Raw genomic sequence first — 21,387 nt, forward strand, 5'->3', positions numbered from 1 at the left:
CTCCCGTCCCAACCGGGACGCGACGGCGCGGGCCCGTCCACGACCCACCCATGCGAAAACGCGAGTCACTCTACCTGCACGCGCTGTTCGCGCTGGTCCGTCGCGAGTTCGAGGAGGAGCGCGAGCTCCCGGCGGGCACGTTCGACGAGTACGACGGGATGGCGGTCACGCCGACGGCGGTCCACCGCTCGAAGGGCGCACACGAGCGGGCGCTGTTCGCGCTCTCGACGGAGCTGAGCGCGGCCGCCGCGTCGGCGACAGACGACCCGGACCGCCCGCGGTTCGGCGCCGAGGGATCGAGCCAGTATGCGAGGTGACCGACGGCGCCGGGCTTCGACCCCGGCGGCCCCGGCACCCCCGGGGTCCCCGGTCACCCCGAACGACACAAGGTACTTTCCGCCGCACCTGTGGAGTGGTTGGTAGGATGGCGCCGACAGCCGACCAGCCGACCGAGCTCGAGTTCCGGGTGACCAGCGCCGAGTACCCGTTCGTCAGCGGGTCGGAGCGCGGTTCCTGTCGGTGGGTCCTCCGGGAGCTGTTGCCCCGCTCGGACGGCGAGTACCTGGAGTTTTTCGAGGTGCGCGACGCCTCGCCCGCGACCGTCGAGCGGATCGCCGAGACCGAGCCCGTCGAGGAGCGGCTGGTCGACCGCTACACCGACAACGGGGTCGTGGTCTGTCACGTCGAGGAACCCCGCGAGTGCGTCGCGACGACGCTGGCCGACGAGGCGGCGTTCCTCCGCGACCTCTGGGCCGAGGACGGGGACGGCCGCGTCGTCGCCGAGGTCCTCCCTTCGCGCGACGCCGGAACCGTCGTCGACGCCCTGCTGGAGCAACACCCGGCGGTCGAACTGGTCGCCAAGCGCGACCGTCCACAGGACGGACCGCTCTTTCTCCGGCACAAGGTCCAGGACGTGCTCGCCAGAGAGCTCACCGACCGCCAGCTGGAGGTGCTGGTGACCGCCTACCGGGTCGGCTACTTCGAGCGGCCCCGCGAGACGACCGGCGCCGAGGTCGCCGCGGAGCTGGACATCTCGCCGTCGACGTTCTCCCAGCACCTCCGGGCCGCCCAGCGCAAGCTCCTCGGCGCCCTCTTCGAGGAGTGCGGTCCGGCCACCGGCCACCGGATCGACGTGGAGTAGCCGGTCCCGCGTCGATACGACCGAAAACGTCGGCTTTTCGGCGCTCGCCCGCGAGCGTCCGGGCATGACCGACGCCGACATCGAGATCCCCGAGAGCCACCCCCGCTACGAGTCGCTGCTCACCCGCCACCGCATCGAGGCGGGCGTCGACGCCGGGATCACCTCCCGCCAGGGACTCATCGCGCAGGGCCGCGGCGAGGCGTTCGACTACCTGCTCGGCGAACGGACGCTCCCTTCTGCCGACGCCGCCGAGCGGGCGGCGGCCGCCCACCTCCTGCTGGCCGACCACCCCGTCCTCTCGGTCAACGGCAACGTCGCCGCGCTGGTCCCGGGCGAGATCGTCGACCTCGCCGAGGCGACGGGCGCCGACATCGAGGTGAACCTGTTCAACCGGACCGACGAGCGCATGGAGCGGATCGCCGACCACCTCCGCGAGCACGGCGCGAGCGAGGTGAAGGGGCTGGCCGCCGACGGGACGATCCCGGGCCTGGACCACGAGCGGGCGAAGGTCGACGCCGACGGCATCGGCGACGCCGACGTGGTGCTGGTCCCGCTGGAGGACGGCGACCGCGCCGAGGCGCTGGGCGAACTCGGCAAGGTCGAGGTCGTGATCGACCTCAACCCGATGTCGCGCTCGGCTCGGGCCGCCGACGTGCCGATCGTCGACAACGTGATCCGCGCGGTCCCGGGGATCACCGACCACGCCCGCGATCTGTCCGACGCCGACCGCGAGACCCTCGAATCTATCGTCGCCGAGTTCGACGCAACCGAGGCGCTGGCGGCCGCCGAGCGGGCGATCAGAGAGGGCGGCGACGGGGACGGCCAGGGTAACGGCGAAGGGGAGTGCGACGGAGACGTGGACGGCGAGGCCTGAGCGGCGCGAACCCCGAGCCGATTAGTCAGTCCAGCGGCTCGTCCAGCGCCGCGTTCACCCGTTCTTCGAGGGCGCCCGAGGTCACGAGGTCGGCGACGGCGGCCATCTCGTCGGCGAGCGGGCGGTCGCCCTCCAGCGGCGGGACGCGCTCCCGGACGGCCTCGTAGGCCGCGCCGCTACCGCGACCGGGGGCGAGGTCGTCGTCGACGAACTCGGCGGCCTGAGCACCGCACAGGAGTTCGACCCCGAGGACGCGGGCGACGCGGTCGGCCGTCTCGCGGGCGCCCCACGCGGCGGCCGCGCTCATGCTGACGTGGTCCTCCTGGTTGCCGCTGACGGGGGTGTTGTCCGTCGACGGCCGACCCGTACTCCGGCACTCGTTGACGAGCGCGGCGGCGGTGTACTGGGCGATCATGTAGCCCGAGCGCAGGCCCGGATCCGTGGTCAGGAACGGCGGGAGGTGCGGTTCCTGGGTGTTGGGGTTGAGCATCCGGTCGACGCGGCGCTCGCTGATGGCGGCCAGGTCCGTCAGGGCGGCGGCGAGGTAGTCCAGGCGGTGGGCGAGCGGCGCGCCGTGGAAGTTGCCGCCGGAGAGGACCGCGGCGCGGTCGGTACCGCTGGCGCGGTCGGTCGCCGCCGTGGCCCCGTCGTCGGTCCGGTCGGCGATCGAGTCCCGGCGGAAGACGAGCGGGTTGTCGGTGGCGCTGTTGAGTTCCGTCTCGACCGCCTCCCGGAGGTGGGCGACGGCGTCGCGCACGGCGCCGTGGACCTGCGGGAGACAGCGCGTCGAGTAGGCGTCCTGGACGCGGTCGCAGTTGCGGTGGGAGTCGACGATCCCCGAGTCGGCGGTCAGCCGCCGGAGGTTCGCCGCGCTCGCGGCCTGGCCGTCGTGGGGGCGAACCGCCTGGATCGCCGGGTGGCTCGGCACCGGCGAACTCATCGTGACCTCGGTCGTGAGCGCGCCGGCGGTGTCGGCCGCCCGGACCAGTCGCTCCGTGTCGACCACGAGCAGCGCGCCGATCCCGACCGTCAACTGCGTGCCGTTGATGAGCGCCAGCCCCTCCTTCGCGCGGAGCGTCAGCGGCTCCAGCCCCGCGCGGGCGAGCGCCGCCTCGCCGTCGAGGCGTTCGCCCTCGATCTCGGCTTCGCCCTCGCCGAGGAGGACGACGGTCGCGTGGGCCAGCGGCGCGAGGTCGCCGCTCGCGCCGAGGCTCCCCGTCCGCGGGACGACGGGGTGGACGCCCTCGTTCAGCAGCGCCGCGAGGTGGTCGACGACGACCTCGCGGACGCCGGAGTACCCCTTGACGAGCGCGTTGACCCGGGCGACCAGCATCGCGCGGACCGCCTCGGTGGGCAGTTCCTCGCCGCTGCCGGCGCTGTGGCTCCGCAGAAGGTTGGTCTGTAGCTGCGCGACCTCCTCGCGGGGGATCCGTTCGTCGACGAGTTCGCCGAAGCCCGTGTTGACGCCGTAGACGGCCTCGTCGCTCTCGACGACATCGTCGACGCGCTCGCGGGCGGTTCGGACCGCCTCCCGCGCGTCGTCGGTGACCGACACCGGGACGCCGTCGCGGGCGACCGCCGCGACCTCCGCGGGCGTCAGCGACTCGCCGTCGAGGACGACTTCGGTCATCGCTCGCCCCCCGAGTCGGCATCTCGGTCGCGCTCGCCGGTCCACTCGGGACCGACGACTGGGCGTCCGTCCTTGAGGACGGTGGCGACGCGGTTGATCCCGTAGCTGTAGGGGACGTGGACGTGCGAGGGCGCGTCGAGGACGACCAGATCGGCGGGCGCGCCCTCGCGGACGACGCCCAGGTCGGGGCGGTCGAGCGCGCGGGCGCCGTTGCGGGTGCCGGCGACCAGCGCCTCGGCCGGCGTGAGCCCCATCTCGACGCAGGCCAGCGCGCTCGCGAAGGCCATGCTCTGGGAGTGGCAGTTCGGGTTGAAATCGGTGGCGACGGCGACGGGCGCACCCGAATCGACCATCGCCCGTCCGTCGGCGTAGTCGGCGCCGAGACCGAAGGCGGTGCCCGGCAGGAGCGCGGGCGTCACGTCCGCCTCCACGAGCGCCGCCACGTCCTCGTCGGTGGCGTGCAGGAGGTGGTCTGCGCTGGCGGCGCCGACCTCGGCGGCGAGTTTCGCCCCGCCGCGGTGGGCGAGTTCCTCGGCGTGGACCTTCGGCGTCAGGCCGCGCTCGGCGCCGGCTTCCAGTACCCGCCGCGACTGGTCGACGGTGAACGCCCCCTCGTCGCAGAACACGTCGCAGAACTCCGCGATCCCCTGTTTCTCGACCGCGGGCAGCTGTTCGGAGACCACGCGGTCGACGTAGTCGTCGGCGTCGACGGGGTCGCCCTCGCCGTACTCGTCGTCCGGACGGTCCGCCGGCCTGGGGACGGCGTGGGCGCCCATGAACGTCGGGACCACGTCGACCGGGTGGCGGTCGTCGGCGCGGTCGACGGCGTCGAGCATCCGCAGCTCCGTCTCGGTGTCGAGGCCGTAGCCCGACTTCACCTCGACGGTGGTGGTGCCGTGGGCGACCATCACGTCGAGGTGCTCGAGCAGGTTGTCCAGCAGTTCCTCGCCGCTCGCCGCCCGGGTCGCACGGACGGTGCGGTGGATGCCGCCGCCGCTCGCGAGCAGTTCGCCGTAGGTCGTCCCGCGGAGTTTCGCCTCGAACTCGTCGGATCGGTCGCCGGCGAAACAGGCGTGGGTGTGGGAGTCGACGTAGCCGGGGATCACCGCGCGACCGGTGGCGTCCACGTCGTGTACGGCGTTTTCGGGCGGATACTCGCGGGTCACCTCGTCGGTCGGGCCGACCGCCGCGATCTCGCCGTCGACGACCGCGACCGCTGCGTCGGAACGGAGCCCCGCGGGGTCGTCGCTCTGGAGGTCCCCCGTCGCGGTGGCGAGTTCGATGGCGCCGTGGACGACGGCAGTGAGCTCAGCCATCGAGCGCCCCCCTGCGGGAGTGGCGACCCTTCGGCGCGGCGAGGCTGGCGAGGAAGTGCGCGACCGCGCGGGCAGCGGCGTCGACGGTCCGCCGCCCCCGATCGAGCGGCGGCGCGCACTCGACGACCTCGAAGCCCGCCACGCGGCCGTGGGTCGCGACGTGTTCGAGCAGCCGATACAGTTCCCGGGTCGTCAGGCCGCCCGGCGTCGGCGCGCTGACGCCCGGCGCGGCCGCCGCGTCGAGCACGTCCACGTCGACGCTGACGTAGATGGCGTCCACGTCGCCGAGCGAGGCGATGGCGTCGTCCATCGCGTCGATGGGATCGGAGGCCACGTCGGCCGGCGTGAAGACGCGCCCTCCCTGTTCGTGGAGGTAGTCGTGGTAGGCCGTCGAGGTCTCGAAGTTCCGGGCACCGACGACGGCGAGTTCGTCGAGCCCGTCGGCGAACAGCTGCCGGTAGGGCGTGCCGCTCGTCGGGCCGGTCCCGTCGCGGATCTGTCGGCAGTCGAGGTGGGCGTCGAAGCTGATGGCGCCCAGCGACCCCCGTTCCAGCAGCGGCGCGGCGTTCGGGTAGGTCAGCGAGTTGTCGCCCCCGAGGAAGACGGGGACGACGCCCCGGCCGTAGAGGTGCTCGGTCGCCGCCCGGACGCGCTCCTGGACGGTCGCGACCGACGGCTCGTCGGAGTCGGTGCCGTCGTCGGTACGAAGCGCTGCCACGTCCCCCAGGTCACCGAGGCCGACGCCCGGGCCGGTCGGCCCGTGGATCCGCTCGTTCGGGACGTTCTCGCCGTCCTCGTCGGCGGGGTCGCCCGCGACGGAGATCGGTCCCTGGTCGACGTGGTGGGTCTTCGCCGCCGCGAGCGACTCGCGGATCGCCGCCGGACCCTCGACCGCGCCGCGCCGGCCGATGACCGCGCCGTCGTACGGTTCGCCGACGAACACCGCGCCGTACTCGTCGAGGTCGTCGAGCGTGGTCGGCTTCACCACGTCGCCGAACTGCTCGTCGTTGGGGTCCGCGGAGGGGCCGACCCACTCGGGCGGTGAGGTCAGCGGGTCCGCGGCGGTCTCGCGAGCGTCGTCACTCATCCCGGTCCTCCATCGGGACCGCGATATCCGATTCGCGGGCCTGCTCCAGCGCCGACTCGTAGCCCGCGTCGGCGTGGCGGACGACGCCCGTGCCGGGGTCGGTCGTGAACACGCGCCTGGCCGTCTCGGCGGCCAGGTCGGTGCCGTCGAGGACGACGTGGTTGTTGGTGTGGAGGGCGTTGCCGATGCCGACGCCGCCCCCGTCGTGGACGGAGACGATGTCGGCGCCCGCCGCGCAGTTGAGCAGGGCGTTGAGGATCGGCCAGTCGGCGACGGCGTCCGAGCCGTCTTTCATGTCCTCCGTCTCCCGGTTCGGCGAGGCGACGCTGCCGGCGTCGAGGTGGTCGCGCGTGACGACCACGGGCGCCCGGATCTCCCCGTCCGCGACGAGGTCGTTGATCCGCAGGGCGAAGCGGGCCCGTTCGGTCAGTCCCCCCGAATCCGTGTCCGCGCCCAGCCAGCAGACCCGCGCGGGGAGCCCCTGGAACGACACCTGCTCCCGGGCGAGGTCGATCCAGCGATGCAGGGCGTCCTTCTCCGGGAACAGTTCCTTGACGGCCTCGTCGGTCCGGTGGATGTCGGCGGGGTCGCCCGACAGCGCCACCCAGCGGAACGGACCCTTGCCCCCGCAGAACAGCGGGCGGACGTAGGCAGGGACGAAGCCCGGGAAATCGAAGGCGTCGCGGTCTTCGTCGGCCGCGCCCGACAGCGGCCAGGACTGATCGTCGCTCTCCTCCCCCCGCTCGGCCCGGAAGTCCGCGACCTGGCCGCGGATGTTGTTGCCGTACTCGACGGCGACGGCGCCGCGCTCCTGCATCTCCAGGATGGCGTCGACGTGGCGTTCCATCGTCGCCAGGCTCTCGCGCTCGTAGCGCTCGGGGTCGCGCTCGCGCAACTCGTCGGCCTTCGCCACAGTGTAGCCCGACGGGTAGTACCCCTCCAGGGCGTCGTGGGCGGCCGTCTGGTCGGTGACGACGTCGGGGACGAACCCCCGTTCGAGCATCGCTTCGAGCATGTCGGCGGCGTTCGTGTGCACCCCCACGGAGTAGCGCTCGCCGGCCGCCGCGGCCGCCTCGGCGCGCTCGATGGCCTCGTCGAGGTCGTCGGTCTTCTCCTCGCAGTAGCCCGTCCCGATGCGGCGGTCGATACGGTCCTCGTCGACCTCCGCGGCGACGCAGACCCCCTCGTTCATCGTCACCGCGAGCGGCTGTGCGCCGCCCATCCCGCCGAGCCCGCCCGTGACGACGATCCGACCCTCCAGCGACCCGCCGAAGTGCTGGCGGCCCGCTTCGGCCAGCGTCTCGTAGGTGCCCTGGACGATGCCCTGGGTCCCGATGTAGGCCCACGACCCGGCGGTCATCTGCCCGTACATGATCAGGCCCTTCGCTTCGAGTTCGTGGAAGTGCTCCCAGGTGTCCCAGCGGCCGACGAGGTTCGAGTTGGCGATGAGGACGCGCGGCGCTCGTTCGTGCGTCTCGAACCGTCCCACGGGCTTGCCCGACTGGACGAGCAGCGTCTCGGTCTCGCCGAGGTCGTGCAGTTCCCCGACGATGGCGTCGTAGGCGTCCCACGAGCGGGCGGCGCGGCCGGTCCCGCCGTAGACGACCAGGTCCTCGGGTCGCTCGGCGACCTCGGGGTCGAGGTTGTTGTCGAGCATCCGGAGGGCGGCCTCCTGACGCCAGCCCTCGCACTCGATGTCGGTCCCCGTCGACGCCCCCGGGTCGGCCCGCCACCGGTCGCTCGGTTCGCCGACCGCGGCGTCGTCGGGCTCCTGCTGTGGCATACGGTAGCTTGGAGCGAGACGGACAAAAGCGCGATGCCGGCGGGCGTCGGGGCGGTCCGGTAGGGGACGACTCGGCTACGGCGCGGCGACGGTGACGTTGCCGGCGGTCCCGCTGGCGGTGGCGTTCGCGACGAACGGCTCCGGACCGGCGAAGGCGACCACCGTCTCCTCCCCGACGCGCGCCGTTTCGACGCTCGTCGCGTTGCGTCCCTCCAGGTCGGTTTCGAGGTCCGAGACGGCCGCGGCGAGTTCGTCAGCGTCGTCGGGCGAGTCCATCCGGAGGGTCCAGGCGACGCCGGCGGCGTCGTCGCCGTCGAACCGGACGATCCGGCCGGCGCCCCACCCGGTCGCGGCGGTGTCGACGCGCTCGTCGGAGAGGCCGGCGTGGAGCCACGCCCGGAGTTCGATCTCGCCGCCGTCCCGGCGTTCCCCGACCGTCCAGCGGTCGCCGGCTTCGGCGGTCACAGTGAGTTCGCGGACCGGTTCCTCGCCGGGAGCGAGGCGGTGGACCACCTGTTCTTCGGTCCGGGGCGGCGACTGGTGGATGACCGAGAAGTTCGCCGGCGAGTCGACCCGCGCCTCGACGTACTGGGCACCGAAGTACACCTGTCCGGCCACCGTCCGGTAGGTGCCGGGCGCGTTGTCGTAGATGCACTCGCGCATCTCGACGGGTCGCTTTCCGTTCCAGCGCCTGTCGTAGCGGTCTGCGTACCGGTCGGTGATGTACACCACCTTCGCCTCTGTGAGGCTGTCGGCCACCTCGCCGTCCCTGACCGCCTCGACGAACTCCGACGGTCCCGTCCGGAACGAGTGGGCGAACTCGTGGACGAGCAACAGTTCTGTGCTCCCGGCCGAGACGTTCCCTTTCGTGATGGCCACCGTACTATCGCCCGTGCCCCTCCCCGGATAGATCGGTCCGCACTCGGCCATCGATCCCTCGTCTGCATGGAGGCCGAGCGCCGTCTGCGTCGGACTCGGTTCGAGCCTCCCGAGGTCGACCGGGTCCCGGTCTTCGAGCACCACCTCGAACGCCGGTCTGTTCTCGTTCGTCAGCCGCTCGACCCGTCGGTACACCGTCGTCGCGTTGAACGGGAGCGTCCCATTCCTGACTGCGACGCGGTCGCTCTCGCCGATACCCGATCCGGCCGACTCGTCGCCGCTCTCGGTCGGCGACGGGGCCTGTCCGCCGGGCGGCGCGGTCGACGTCGCCGGCGACTCGGTGCCGGCGGCGTCTGGCGTCGGACCCTGTGTGGTGCTCGCGCCGAACGGCGCTCCGCACCCCGCGAGGACGAGCAACGCGGCGAGCGACAGCGTCGGGAGGACTCGACGGTTCGCCATACCGCCCCATAGAAGTATAACCTGAAAATACGTTCGGTCCGACAGTTACGGCTACGGAACGGTCACGGTGACGTCGTCCGCGGAGCCGGTGGCCTCCGCGTCCGCCACGAACGAGTCGGGGCCGGCGAAGGCGACGACCGTCTCCTCCCCGACGCGCGCCGTTTCGACGCTCGTCGCGTCACGCGACTCCAGCGTCGCTTCGAGGTCGTCGAAGGCCGCGGCGAGTTCCTCGGCGTCGCCGGCCGAGTCCATCCGGAGGACCCAGGCGACGGCGGTCCGCTCGTCGCGTTCGAACGTGAGCCGCTCGTCGGCGCCCCACCCGGTCGCGGCGGTGGCGGCGCGGTCGGCGTCGAGACCGGTCCGGAGCCACGACCGGAGTCGCAGTTCGCCCGCCCGCTCGCGGGTGTCGCCGACCCAGCGGCCGCGCTGGCGGACCGACACCGAGAGGTTCGCGACCCGCTCCTCGTACGGTTCGTGGCCGTGGATCACCTGTTCGGTCGTCCGGGGCGGCGAGCGGTACACCGCCGAGAGATCCGCCGGCGAGTCGACCCGCTGTGCGAAGTGGCGCGCGCCGAAGTAGTAGCGGCCGGCGAGTTCCCGGTTGGCGTCGCCGATGCGGTCGTAGATACACTCACGGATGCCCAGCGGCGTCGTGCCGTTCCAGCGCCTGTCGTAGCGGTCGGCGTACCGGTCGGCGACGTAGACAGCGCTTCCCTCCGAGAGCGAACGCCTGACCGCGAAGCTCTCGACATCGCCGACCCGGTCGTACCCCTCGACGCCGTCCTGGAGGATGTGGACGTACTCGTGGGCGAGGATCAGTTCGACGGCGTCGGCCGAGAGATTCCCCGGCGCGACCGTGACGGTGTCGTCGGTCGCGAACGCGGGATAGAACCGTCCGCACCTCGCGACCGACCCGGCGCCGCTCCGGTAGCCCAGCGCCTCGTATACCGGGGTGAGTTCCGCTGTCGAGAAGTTGATCGGGCCGTCGTCGTTCACCCGCACCGTCGGTGCGGGCGCGTCGGCGTCCATCACTCGCTCGACCCGCTGGTACACGGCGGTCGCGTTGACCGGGAGGTCACCGCCGCGGACGACGACGGGGTCGCTCTCGCCGACACCCTCGGAGGTCTTCCCGGCCGGCGGAACGGGCGTCGGTGCCGCCGTCGGCGTGGGTGACGGAGTCGGGGTCGGGGTCGGGGTCGCGGTCGGGGTAGGCGTCGGGGTCGGGGTAGGCGTCGGCGATGGCGTCGCCGTCGGAGTCGGAGTCGGAGTCGGAGTCGGCGATGGCGTCGCCGTCGCTACCGGGCTCGGCGTCGCCGTGGGAGTCGGCGCGGCCGAGGGAGTCCCGGTCGGTCCGGTCGACCCGTCGGCGGTCGTCGACGCGGGCATCGATCCATCGTCCGTCGCCACGGGTGTCGATCCGCCGTCGAGGAGCGTCGAGCACCCGGCGAGGACGAGCAGTGCAACGAGGAGGACGGTCGCTGTCGAGCGGCGGGGACCCATCGTCCGAACCTGCGTGTGTCAACCAGTAAATACCATCGGTCAGTGAGACAGTCCCTGTAGTCACTCGGTCCGGGCCGACTCGGCGAGGTCGACGGCGAGGGCCGCCGCCTCGGTCGCCGTCGCGCCGAAGACGTAGGCGACCGGCTCGATGCCGAACGCGCCCCCGTGGTAGGCGACCCGGGGGACGCCGCCGCGCTCGCGGAAGCCCGCGCGCAGGCGCTCGCCGCGGTCGTCGTAGTCGGCGTCGAACTCGAAGGGGTCGATCCCGCGCTCGCGGGCGGCGTCGAGCAGCGCCTCGGAGGTGGCGAGGTTCAGGGCCCCCCGCACGTCGGGGTCGACGGCCATCGCCGCCCGGATCGTCTCGGCGACGCGCTGGGAGGCGCCGAACTCGGGGTCCGCGGGGACCATGATCCGGCCGTTGACCGCCTGGAGGCGCCCGGGGACGGCGGCCACGTCGGTCGCGTCGGCGGCGTCGGGGACCGCGGTGCCGACGTTCGTGCCCACGTTCGGGACGTGCTCGGCCATCGCCGGCTCGCTGGCGACCCGGCGGGCTCCGCGGCGGACGGCCGCCAGCGCCTCCCGCTCGGCGAGGACCGCGTCGTCCGTCCCGCGGACGCACAGGTCACAGCCCAGCCCCTCCAGCGCGGGCATCTCCTCCTCGTGGACGGCGCAGATGGGGCCGCGGTCCTCGAAGGCGCGGACGAGGTCGAGCAGCTCCGCGAGCGCCTCGTAGCCGTCCATCGAGCCGTCGGCGAACCCCTCGGCGATGGTCTCGACCGTTGCGACCATCCGCTCGTCCTCGGCGAACCGCTCCTCGACAGTCACGTCGCCCCGGAGGTACTTGCTCACCGCCGCCTGCGTGAGCCCGAGTCGCTCGGCGACCTCCTTCTGGGTGAATCCCCGGTCGTGTAGCTCCGTCGCCAGCATCGCCCGCGCGGTCGGGAGGAACCGCTCGACCACGATCTCGCTGGGCAGCCGCAGTGCCATACCCACGCTTGCCCCGGCCGCCGTATAAGCGCGTTGTACAACGACCCCGCTGCCGCCGCGGCTCGACTCTCGCATCGCGCTCGCGTTCAGTCGATTGTACAAGCGGGTTATAACGAAAGGGGTTTTACCACTGGCTGGTAACACAGAGTGATATGAGCCAGGAAGGCTTCGACAAGTTCAGCGACGTGGGCGAGGCGGAAGTCACCCGAGCGATCGGTCAGGAGTGGACCGAGGAGTTCATGGACTTCTCGGACAGCGACGTGATCATCGTCGGCGGCGGTCCCTCGGGGCTGATGGCGGCGAAGGAGCTCTCCGAGCGGGGCGTCCAGACCATGGTCGTCGAGAAGAACAACTACCTCGGCGGCGGCTTCTGGCTGGGCGGGTTCCTGATGAACAAGGTCACCGTCCGCGACCCGGCCCAGCAGGTCCTCGACGAACTCGACGTGGACCACAAGCAGTCCAAGGACAGCGAGGGGCTCTACGTCGCCAACGGGCCCGAGGCCTGTTCCGGCCTCATCAAGGCCGCCTGCGACGCGGGCGCGAAGATGCAGAACATGACGGAGTTCACCGACATCGTCATCCGCGAGGACCACCGCGTCGGCGGCATCGTGATGAACTGGACGCCGGTCCACGCCCTCCCGCGCGAGATTACCTGCGTCGACCCCATCGCCGTCGAGGCCGATCTGGTCATCGACGCGACCGGCCACGACGCGATGGCCGTCAAGAAGCTCGACGAGCGCGGCGTGCTGAACGCTCCGGGTCTCGAAGAGGAAGCCAGCGGCATGGACCAGACCGACGATGACACGTACGGCGCCCCCGGCCACGACTCGCCGGGCCACGACTCGATGTGGGTCGGCGAGAGCGAGGACGCCGTCGTCGAGCACACCGGCCTCGCCCACGACGGCCTCGTCGTCACCGGCATGGCCACCGCCACCACGTACGGCCTCCCGCGCATGGGCCCGACGTTCGGCGCCATGCTCGTCTCCGGCAAGCGCGCCGCCCAGGTCGCGCTCGACGAACTCGAAGTCGACGCCGACCCCGTCGACCTGACGAGCCGCGACGCCGCGGCCCCGGCCGACGATTAGCGTAGCCAACTGAACACTCGTTTTGGCGCGTGCTGTCGCGCGCTTTCATGCGCGCGACGGAGCCGCGCGAGGGATGAGAAGCGCAGCCTGCGAGCATCGTAATCGGTTGGGGAGGTTCGTGGCCGTCTGCGGTGCTGTGCTATTCCTGGCGGACTGAAAGGGCGAGGCGCGCTCGCGCTCGTCCAGTCGTCTGAGCGACCCCTATCCGCGCGGGCGTTGCGGAGAGCGCGGATATGTCGCTCAGCGACCGCGAGCGCGCCGAGGGCTTTCAACGCCTGCTGTCTCCTGCGGTCGCAATGGCTGCTAGCGAGCACGCCGAGGGCTTTCAACGCTTGCTGTCGCTCGCAGCCATTCGAATTCGTCACGAACAGATTCAGAGAAACTCGGTTTCCGCCCACTCGTAGAGTCGCTTCGCGAAGTAGAGCGCGAACAGCAGGACGAGGACGGCTACGACGCTCTGGGGCGGTCCCGGAGCCGTGACAGCGAAATCACTCATGCCGTCATCGACCCCCAGCGCGGTTGTAGGCCTTTCGCCGGCCGCCACCGACAGACCTTCACTGACGAACCCTCAAGACACGAATAGTGACAGACGAGCGCGAGTACTGCCGACTCTGCGGCCGACAACTCCAGAAAGACCTCGCAGCCACGGACAGTCGGCAGTGCTGTCTCAACGCCACCCCAATAGCGGGCACCTGTCCCGAGCACGGGCCAGTCGGGCCGCACCACGCGACCGGCGAACCGCCAGAACCGCAGTCCTGACTCTCACGCGGGCTTGCCGAACGCGAACAGCGTCATCGGGGTCTGTCCATCCGAGTGAGGCGAGAGGTACTCCGCGACCTCGGTGTCGAAGAAGGTGAACCCGCGGCCACCCAGCGTCCGGTGGGCGTAGGTCGCCAGGTAGAGCCGACCGAGCGCGATCCCGGCCTCCAGTTGCGCGAGCCGATAGCCGCGGTTGCCGAACTCCGAGACCACAGCGTCCACGTCCGCCATCAGGTAGACGTTCACCGCGGCGTCGCCCACGACCGACTGCCCGAGTGCGAGGTGCCCCGCTTTCTCCCGGTCCGCCTCCCGGACCCACTCCAGTTCGTCGGCGCCGGGGTGGTACTCGTAGACGCCGGGGTCGACCCCCTCGACCGCGTGGACGAGACAGTAGCAGTCCACGAGCCCGCGGAGGTCGCCGGCGAAGGCGTCGGCGGGGACGCCGCGCATGGCACGGTCCATCACCGTCGCGAACTTCCGGGCGCTGATCGGCTCGTGACTGTATTCGCGGCAGGACCCGCGGCGCTCGATGGTCGCCCCGACCGGTCGCGCCGAGGCGGTCTCCGCGTCGACCGGGTCGAGGTCGACCCACTCCGCGTCGTCCGCGCGCTCGCCCAGCGAGGTGTCCGCGACCTCGTGGGCGAACGTCTCGCGCCAGGCTTCGGCGGCGTCGCCGTCCTCCAGCCGGCTCTGGCGCCAGGCGTCCGCGACCAGCGGGTAGTCCACCGGGTCCTCGGAGAGCGGCCGTTCCGCAGGATCGATGGGGTCCACCTCGGGTGTCTCTGCACCGTCGGACACCGCCGACCCCGAGCCGACGGGGACGAGCGCCAGCGGCGCCTCGTCGTCGGGGTCGAGGCCGAGCAACTCCGCCACGGGGTCGTCGGCGAAGCCCGCCACCACTTCCGCGCGGTGACCGCCGCCGTGGGCGACGGCAAGCAGGTTCGCGAGGATCGTCCCCGAGTCCCAGAAGGCGTGGCGGTAGGTGCGCTCCCGATACTTCCAGGCGTTGCGCCACCACTCCGACGCGGCGACGACGGTCACGGGCGCGTCGGCGACCCCGGCGTGGTCGCCGCTGGCCGCCGCCAGGACGCCCCGGTAGTCGCCCTCCCGGAGCACGTCGAACTCGCCGCCCTCGGGGTCGAAGTGGTAGACACCGGGGGAGAACTCTCCGCAGTCGCCGGTCACGACGTACAGGTCGACGTGGTAGAGCTTCCCCGTGCAGGCCGCGGCGCGGAACCGCATCTCCCGGCCGCCGATCTCCAGTTCCTTCGTGACCCCGGCGGCGTAGTGGCAGAGCGTCGCGATGTCGGGGTCGCCGGCGGGGTCGGGCGCGGCGGCCGGCGGGTCCGCGCCGTCGGTCGCGACGGCGGCCAGCGCGGGCGTCTCCGGCGGGTCCGGCTCACTCTCGGGCGCGAATCGCGGCAGGACCTCGTAGACCTTGTACGGGCGGGGGCGGTTGGACTCGTCGAGTTCGAAGGACATCTCCCGGAGCCGCTCCGGCGAGTGGTTCGTCCGCTCGTGATACTCGCGGGCGTCGACCATGCCGGCGGTTCGACCGGCCGGACCTAACCGCTTGGGGTGGCGTGCGACTGGCCGGCAGACCACCCCCACCGCGAACCGGCGGTCCGACGAGCGGACCGCTCAGTGGACCGACCAGATCCCGCGGGTGCGGTCGAGCCAGCTGCCGACGACGACGTGGGGGACGGCGACGCAGGCGACGAAGACGCTGTAGACGGCGACCCAGCCGACGGCGCTGGTCGGCGGTTCGGGGAGCCAGACGACCAGCCCGGCGAGGACGGCCAGCGCGCCGACCCACGGGAGCGCGCCGTCCCGGAGGACGCGCCGGAGGGCGTCGGCCAGCGTCGCGTCGGGCGACCCGTCGGTCATGCGGGCGACCTGCCGGGTCGCGTACCAGCAGGGGAAGTACACGCCGACGGCGACGATGGGCGGGACGACGGCGAAGAAGGCGACCAGCAGTCCCACCTCGGCGGCCTCCGCGCGCCAGGCCGAGGGGTCGGCGGTCCCCCGCGTGGCCGCGAGGTAGCCGAGGAGGAGGCCGGCGTAGCAGCCGCCGACGAACGCCCGGCGGACGGGGTCGAACAGCCAGCCGACCGCGGGGTCGCTCGCGAACAGCCCCGCCATCGCGTAGGCGACGGCGCTGAACACGCTCGGGGCGGCCAGGTACGGGACGACCATCACCGCGCCGCCCCGCACCGCGGCGCCGACGAGCCGCGCCCGCCAGGTCCCGAGACCGTCGCCCGAGCGCACCCGTCGTCGGACCGCGATCCCGCCGTGACCCGCCTTGAGGACGGTGATCCCGACGGCGACGACCAGCCCCGCGACGGGCGCGGCGGCGAACAGCGCCAGCGCCGCGCCCAGCAGCCCGACGTAGGCCGCGAGGTAGCGGGCCTGCAGCGACTCGACCCGGCCACGGAGGTTGGCGACGTGCTCGAACCCGCCGTGGTAGAGGCTGACCGTCCCCATCAGGCTCAGGTACACGGCCGCCTGGGCGGCCAGCGGGAGGGTCACGCCGGCGTAGGTGGCGACCGCGAACGCGACCGTCAGCCACAGAAAGACGGCTCGCGACGCCCGCAGGAGGCGCCCGGTCGGTCCCGCCCGCTCGGCTCCCGGCAGCGAGAACTCCGGGTCGGCGTGCGCCATCGGCGGATGTGGAGGACTGACACGGCTTAAAAACCGGGCGGCGTTCCAGCCCGCTGGGAACGCGGCCCGTGGGTGATAGGCCGGGAGTCCTCCACGTCCGGTATGACACGCGAATCGACCGGGGACCCGGCCGCGCCGCCCGCGCGGGAGACGACGCCGGAGGGGCCGGACCTGTCGGGCGACCCGCTGGCGGGCGAGCGGGTGACCGTCGTCGGCGGCGGGTTCGGCGGGCTGGCGACCGCTCCCATGCTGGCCGAGCTCGGCGCCGAGGTGACCGTCCTCGACAGGAACGAACGGGTCGGCGGCGTCGCCAACCGCATCGAGGCCGACGGCTTCACGTTCGACACCGGGCCGTCGTGGTACCTGATGCCCGGCGTCTTCGAGCGGTACTTCGACTTCTTCGACCGCGAGCCCGCCGACTACTACGACCTCGACCGGCTCGATCCGCACTACCGGATCGTCTGGAAGGACGGCGACCGCGTCGACGTGCCGGACGACCCCGCGGCGGTCGCCGAGATCTTCGAGTCCTACGAGGACGGCGCGGGCGAGGCCTTCCGCGAGTATCTCGACGAGGCGGAGTTCACCTACGAGGTCGGCATGGACCGGTTCGTCTACGAGGACCGTCCCAGGCTCCGGGACTTCGCGGACCTCGACGTGGCGCGGTCGGCCCGCGGGATCGCCCTGCTGGGGTCGATGGCCGACCACGCCGCCGGCTACTTCGAGGACCCGAAGCTCCGCCAGCTCGTCCAGTACACGCTGGTCTTCCTCGGCGGCGCCCCCCACAACACCCCCGCGCTGTACAACCTCATGGCCCACGTCGACTTCGAACTCGGCGTCTTCTACCCCGAGGGCGGGATCTACAGCGTCGTCGAGGCGCTGGTCGAACTGGGCCGCGAGCGCGGCGTCGACTACCGAACCGGGACGACGGTGACCGCAATCGCGGACCGACCGCGCGGGCTGGCGGTCGAGACGCGACCGAGCGGCGACGGGGACGGGCCGGACGGGGCCGGCGGGACCGACCGCCACCGCGCCGACCGCGTGGTCTGCAACGCCAACCCCGCACACGTCCAGCGCGCCCTCCTCGGACCCGAGTACGGCCGCGGCGACGACTACTGGGCCGACCGGACCTACGCCCCCTCGGCGTACATGCTGTATCTCGGCGTCGAGGGCGACCTGGAGAGCCTGGAACACCACACGCTCGTCCTGCCGACCGACTGGGACGGCCACTTCGAGCGGATCTTCGACGACCCGGCCTGGCCCGACGACCCCGCCTACTACGTGAACGTCCCCTCGCGGACCGACGACACGGTCGCGCCCGACGGCCACGAGACGGTAGTCGTCCTCGTCCCCGTCGCGCCCGGACTGGACGACTCGCCCGACCGTCGCGAGCGGTTCCGCGGACAGGTGCTCGACGACATCGCCGAGCACGCGGGCGTCGACCTGCGCGACCGGATCGCTGTCGAACGGGAGGCCTGCGTCTCCGAGTTCGCCGAGCGGGTCAACGCCCCGGAGGGGACCGCGCTCGGACTGGCCCACACGCTCTTCCAGACCGGCCCCCTGCGACCGTCACACCGCGGCGAGCCCGACGGGCTCTACTACGTCGGCGGCTACACGACGCCCGGCATCGGCGTCCCGATGTGTCTCATCAGCGCCGAGCACACGGCCGCGGCCGTCCGCGAGGACGCCGAGGAGACCAGGCGGATGCCGCCGCTGTGGTGACGGCGGACGCCGCCGTTCGGACGATCGTCGACCCCGCCGCCCGCGGCCTCACGACGGCTCGACGACCAGCATCTCGGTCGCGCCGGGCTGGAACTCGTAGGGGACCCCGCGGACGGAGACGCCGTGACCGTCCGCCCGGAGCGCGTCGGCGACGGGCTCGACGAACGCCGAGCGCGTGCGGTCCAGCGAGTGCAACGGGAAGACGCGGACTTCCTCGCGGGCGACGCGAGCGAGGTCCCGGACCGCGGCTTCGTGGAACGCCCGGTCCAGCCGGTCGTCGTAGGTGAACAGCAGGTTCGAGACCAGCGCGAGGTCGACCGCGTCGTCCTCGACGGGGAGGGCCGGGAGCGCGCCCGCGACGTAGCGCTCTGGGTGAGTCTCGTAGTCGGCGAGGAACCGCTCGGCCGCCGCGCGGAGGTACCGCCCTCGCGTCTCCACGTCGCCGTAGAAGTCCCAGACGAACAGTTCCCGCTTCTCGCGGAGCTGGGCGACGTTGTACTCGATCGCATCGGTGAGTTCCGGTTCGAGGGCGTCGGGCGGCGGGCCGAACAGGGGGTCGACCGCGACCGCCCGCTCGGCCAGCTCCGCCGCCGTCGCCGTGAACGCCCCCGCGCCCCCGCCGCAGTCCAGTAGCTCCCGGCCCGCGATGTCCCCGGCTCGCAGGTCGAACATCCGCCGGTACTCCGCGAACGTCCGCCCGATCGTCAGGAAGTCGGCCTCGACTTCGAACTTCTCGTTGCCCATAGTTGTATGTTAGTGTCGGTATCTGTTCATTGGTGTATAGTGTTTTCGGGTGAGGAACCCGCAGGTACTCGGCAACCGAGTGACCGGTCCGAATATGGTGTGGGAGCCCGTAGCACGACGTATGCCCGAGACGGCGACCAGAGAGCGGGAGTACGTCGGCTGCCCGGCGCCGGCGTGCAACCGGAAGGACAGGCGCAGCGTCATCAGGGAACACCTCGCGGAGCTGGACGACCAGCGCCACGAGCGCTTCGACGGCAGCGAGATATAGCGGCGGGACCGGCGGGGTCGTCCCGAGCCGCAACGCGTTTCACGCGGTGGTACCACCGGTTCGTATGGTCGACGAGGTCACGCTCTACCGCGCGCCGACGACGGCGGCCGACGCCGACGCGGTCGCCGAGTGGCTCCGCGAGCGCGTCGACGCCGACGTGAGGGTGCGCGACCGCTTCCTCTCCGTCTTCGGGGACGGGAACGGGAACGACGACCAGGACCTCGCGGAGTCGTTCGCCGAGGCGCGGGTGCTCTCGCCGTACGAACGCGAGACCGGCAACACGATGGTCGGGATCGTCCGCTACGAGGAGCGGGCGATCGAGGACCCCGAGCGCGGCGGCGGCGTCATCTACGACGGCCTGGCGGTCCAGGAGATCCTGAACGGCCTGCTGCCCGACGAGGAGCGCGGACTCGACCACCTGCACGTCCCGCTGGTGGACCGCGTGGTGGGGACCTGGGGCGACCACGACGGCCGCTGGCACAAGCGCGTGAACGTCCTCGGCCAGCCCGGCGTCGTGTCGGTGCCGGGGCTGTACGAGGCGCCCGCCAAGCCCGAGCAGTACTACAAGGAACAGCAGAAACACGCTCTGCTGTCGGGCGGCGCGCCCCCGCGGGAGGTCCTGGAGAACGAGGTCGAGGGGGAGTTCCTCGTCGAGGACGACCCCCGGACGACCGAGGCCGTTCGGGGCTACGTCCTCCAGTGCTACCACTACCTGGCGACCGGCGAGGGCTTCTGCGACGACGCGGACTGTCGGCTGACGAATCCCCACCGCCAGCCCGGCGTCGTCCGGGCGCAACTGCGCGATCCCGAGTTCTGTCCCGAACACGCCGAGCGATACCGGGCATGACATCCTCCGCGCCGTAAACGGCGCGGTTTCCTCCGTGAGAGTCTCAACAATCTAAGACTCTCTGGAGACAATATTCCCGTCACGGTGGACAGTACTCGGGTCTGTGCGCTGTTCTTTGGGACTTTCGTGAGGGTGTGATATCCCCGACCAGTTGTGGTCGTCCCACTCGAACCGCACGGGCCGTGCCATCGGCCTGACTGACTGCTCTGTCTGCCGCTCTAGGAACATCTCTGAGGCTGTGAGGTCGGCGTGGCCTTCGAATCCACAGGGACAGGTGAGTGTGTCCTGATGCCGTGTCGTTCGGTCTGTCGAACCGCATTGGGGGCACTCTTGACTGGTCCATGCCTCCGACCGGACTTCCACCGAGATACCGTATTCCTCGGCGGTACACGCTAGCCGCTCGGTGAATTGCTTGAACGACCAGAAGTTGTGGGTCTTGGCATTGGTTTTGACCGACCAGTGTGTCTCCAGCACGTCCGTCAACCCGCCAATATACACCGTTTCTACGCCCTCCTCGTACAGTCGTTCCAGCAGGTCACGACACAGCGCTTCTTGGGCGTGATCACGGCGGCGGGTTCGCTTGCGGTACAGTCGCCGGATACGCTCGCTACTGTATCGGCCGTCCGGTAGTTTGGACTGCAACCGGGCTATTTCTCGTGTCGTCTCACGGAATCGATGGAACAGCTCACGGCCGTCGTACAGGTATTGTTCGTCGGTTGTGGTGGTACAGGCGACGAGATTATTTGCACCAATGTCCAGAGCGGCCTTCTCTGAGGCCAGTGGAGTTGCCCGTGTCTCGTTAGAAACAGTCACGGGTTGCGAAGCTCGGAAGGTGTTGTCAGTCTCGTCGTACCATAGGTCTAACCGGCCCTGTTTCTCGTAGTCGGGCCAATTCGGGTCGCCAGCGATTTCCAAGCGGAGACGCCCGGTGTGGTCGTATCGGTCTTTCAACTCGCTGCCGACCAGTATCTCAAGCCGGGACCGCTTGCCCCATTCGACGGTGTACGACGTGTTGCGAATGACGGTTCTGAGTTGCCGTCCATCGTCCTCGTTGCCACGAAACCCCGGTGGTTGGGGTGTTCCGTGACCGATGCATTCGAGGCGTCGTGATACGCTTCCTTGTTCTCGAAGAACCCGCGCCACGCTTCGCTGTTCTTCCGTATCACTTGTTGAGCCGTGGACGCACCGAGAACGCCTTTGTACTTCCCTTCGAGACTGCCGGTGTCGGCGTCCCACACATCTCCCCCGAAGCCGTCCTCGTCGTTGTACCGCATGAGGCGCTGATAGTTAACCTCGTTCCAGAGAGCGGCGGAAGCGTCCAACAGATCCCGTAGCAGTTGCTCTCCGGTCTCGGAGAGCGGTCGCACGGCGAACGTGTTGGTCCGCTTCATCTGCCAACCACCTGTAGGAGCTGTGGGGAGATAAATGACAGCCAATCATAGTGAAAGTAAAGCTGTCGGTGATCGTTGGAGACTCACGCCAGTTGTAACATGACGGTTCCTCACAGGGGTTTACGCGATTCACGCCCGCCGTGAACAGCGCGGCGTCTTCGACGCCACGGGCAGACGGCGCGAGGCGCCGTCGACGGCGGGGACTCTCTCGCTGTTGAAAGGTAGTTCCGTCGGGAACGCGCGGCGACCGGCCGACT

Annotated in this window: 19 protein-coding genes and 1 pseudogene; 7 read left to right on the forward strand and 13 right to left on the reverse strand. The window is 71.1% G+C overall.

The features are described from left to right. Nucleotides 1-50: 50 nt before the first annotated feature. From E3328_RS07550 to E3328_RS07560, 3 genes are all read left to right on the forward strand, one after another. The gene (locus E3328_RS07550) at nt 51-317 is read left to right on the forward strand and encodes a UPF0058 family protein (RefSeq protein ID WP_135363972.1); all 267 of its coding nucleotides are present in this window, start codon (nt 51-53) and stop codon (nt 315-317) included. A 107-nt stretch (nt 318-424) separates the two neighbouring features. Next, nucleotides 425-1,141 (forward strand): helix-turn-helix domain-containing protein, encoded by a 717-nt coding sequence (locus tag E3328_RS22330; RefSeq protein ID WP_135363973.1) that lies wholly within the window; start codon nt 425-427, stop codon nt 1,139-1,141. A 64-nt stretch (nt 1,142-1,205) separates the two neighbouring features. Next, nucleotides 1,206-2,015 (forward strand): 4-phosphopantoate--beta-alanine ligase, encoded by an 810-nt coding sequence (locus E3328_RS07560; protein WP_135363974.1) that lies wholly within the window; start codon nt 1,206-1,208, stop codon nt 2,013-2,015. Nucleotides 2,016-2,040: 25 nt separating this feature from the next. Here E3328_RS07560 and hutH read toward each other — a convergent pair whose 3' ends face one another. The 8 genes from hutH to E3328_RS07600 all read right to left on the reverse strand — a co-directional run bounded on the left by hutH (nt 2,041) and on the right by E3328_RS07600 (nt 11,656). Beyond that, nucleotides 2,041-3,645 (reverse strand): histidine ammonia-lyase, encoded by a 1,605-nt coding sequence (gene hutH / locus E3328_RS07565; RefSeq protein ID WP_135363975.1) that lies wholly within the window; start codon nt 3,643-3,645, stop codon nt 2,041-2,043. Beyond that, nucleotides 3,642-4,961 carry an imidazolonepropionase gene (hutI, locus tag E3328_RS07570; protein ID WP_135363976.1) on the reverse strand — a complete coding sequence of 440 codons (1,320 nt, stop codon included), beginning with the start codon at nt 4,959-4,961 and terminating at the stop codon, nt 3,642-3,644. The genes hutH and hutI overlap by 4 nt, the downstream gene beginning before the upstream one ends. Beyond that, a complete protein-coding gene (gene hutG / locus E3328_RS07575; protein WP_135363977.1) occupies nt 4,954-6,048 on the reverse strand; it encodes a formimidoylglutamase in 1,095 nt (364 codons plus the stop codon). Before hutG ends, hutI begins: the two co-directional genes overlap by 8 nt. After that, complete coding sequence (hutU, locus tag E3328_RS07580; RefSeq protein ID WP_135363978.1) at nt 6,041-7,831, reverse strand: urocanate hydratase; 1,791 nt, start codon at nt 7,829-7,831, stop codon at nt 6,041-6,043. Before hutU ends, hutG begins: the two co-directional genes overlap by 8 nt. Nucleotides 7,832-7,906: 75 nt before the next feature. Continuing rightward, on the reverse strand, nt 7,907-9,169 hold the full coding sequence (locus E3328_RS07585; protein ID WP_135363979.1) for a hypothetical protein: 1,263 nt from the start codon (nt 9,167-9,169) through the stop codon (nt 7,907-7,909). 51 nt (nt 9,170-9,220) lie between these two features. Continuing rightward, on the reverse strand, nt 9,221-10,198 hold the full coding sequence (locus tag E3328_RS07590; RefSeq protein WP_135363980.1) for a hypothetical protein: 978 nt from the start codon (nt 10,196-10,198) through the stop codon (nt 9,221-9,223). 46 nt (nt 10,199-10,244) lie between these two features. Further along, the gene (locus tag E3328_RS22335; protein ID WP_209452140.1) at nt 10,245-10,610 is read right to left on the reverse strand and encodes a hypothetical protein; all 366 of its coding nucleotides are present in this window, start codon (nt 10,608-10,610) and stop codon (nt 10,245-10,247) included. Nucleotides 10,611-10,729: 119 nt separating this feature from the next. Continuing rightward, a complete protein-coding gene (locus E3328_RS07600) occupies nt 10,730-11,656 on the reverse strand; it encodes a thiamine-phosphate synthase family protein (protein ID WP_135363982.1) in 927 nt (308 codons plus the stop codon). Between the two features lie 152 nt (nt 11,657-11,808). Here E3328_RS07600 and E3328_RS07605 point away from each other — a divergent pair, with 152 nt between their 5' ends. Continuing rightward, complete coding sequence (locus E3328_RS07605) at nt 11,809-12,741, forward strand: sulfide-dependent adenosine diphosphate thiazole synthase (protein WP_135363983.1); 933 nt, start codon at nt 11,809-11,811, stop codon at nt 12,739-12,741. 373 nt (nt 12,742-13,114) lie between these two features. Here E3328_RS07605 and E3328_RS22725 read toward each other — a convergent pair whose 3' ends face one another. The 3 genes from E3328_RS22725 to E3328_RS07620 all read right to left on the reverse strand — a co-directional run bounded on the left by E3328_RS22725 (nt 13,115) and on the right by E3328_RS07620 (nt 16,161). Then, nucleotides 13,115-13,237, reverse strand: coding sequence for a hypothetical protein (locus E3328_RS22725; RefSeq protein WP_281275768.1), 123 nt, complete (start codon nt 13,235-13,237; stop codon nt 13,115-13,117). Between the two features lie 266 nt (nt 13,238-13,503). Next, entirely contained in the window at nt 13,504-15,042 is a 1,539-nt protein-coding gene (locus E3328_RS07615; RefSeq protein WP_135363984.1) for a SagB/ThcOx family dehydrogenase, read from the reverse strand. Between the two features lie 99 nt (nt 15,043-15,141). After that, nucleotides 15,142-16,161, reverse strand: coding sequence for a Brp/Blh family beta-carotene 15,15'-dioxygenase (locus E3328_RS07620; RefSeq protein ID WP_135363985.1), 1,020 nt, complete (start codon nt 16,159-16,161; stop codon nt 15,142-15,144). A gap of 102 nt (nt 16,162-16,263) precedes the next feature. Here E3328_RS07620 and E3328_RS07625 point away from each other — a divergent pair, with 102 nt between their 5' ends. Continuing rightward, the gene (locus tag E3328_RS07625) at nt 16,264-17,880 is read left to right on the forward strand and encodes a phytoene desaturase family protein (protein WP_135363986.1); all 1,617 of its coding nucleotides are present in this window, start codon (nt 16,264-16,266) and stop codon (nt 17,878-17,880) included. A 48-nt stretch (nt 17,881-17,928) separates the two neighbouring features. On the opposite strand, the gene E3328_RS07630 is transcribed toward E3328_RS07625, so the two are convergent. Continuing rightward, entirely contained in the window at nt 17,929-18,624 is a 696-nt protein-coding gene (locus E3328_RS07630; RefSeq protein ID WP_135363987.1) for a class I SAM-dependent methyltransferase, read from the reverse strand. A 121-nt stretch (nt 18,625-18,745) separates the two neighbouring features. On the opposite strand from E3328_RS07630, the gene E3328_RS21885 reads away from it, so the two are divergent. Beyond that, complete coding sequence (locus tag E3328_RS21885; protein WP_167837336.1) at nt 18,746-18,892, forward strand: hypothetical protein; 147 nt, start codon at nt 18,746-18,748, stop codon at nt 18,890-18,892. A gap of 64 nt (nt 18,893-18,956) precedes the next feature. Further along, nucleotides 18,957-19,739: a DUF7001 family protein gene (locus tag E3328_RS07635; protein WP_135363988.1), complete on the forward strand. Its 783-nt coding sequence runs from the start codon at nt 18,957-18,959 to the stop codon at nt 19,737-19,739. A gap of 51 nt (nt 19,740-19,790) precedes the next feature. Here E3328_RS07635 and E3328_RS07640 read toward each other — a convergent pair. Then, nucleotides 19,791-21,130 (reverse strand): annotated as a pseudogene (locus E3328_RS07640) (RNA-guided endonuclease InsQ/TnpB family protein). Nucleotides 21,131-21,387: the final 257 nt, after the last annotated feature.

This window comes from Halosimplex halophilum, assembly GCF_004698125.1.
GTDB classification, from domain to species: Archaea; Halobacteriota; Halobacteria; order Halobacteriales; family Haloarculaceae; genus Halosimplex; species Halosimplex halophilum.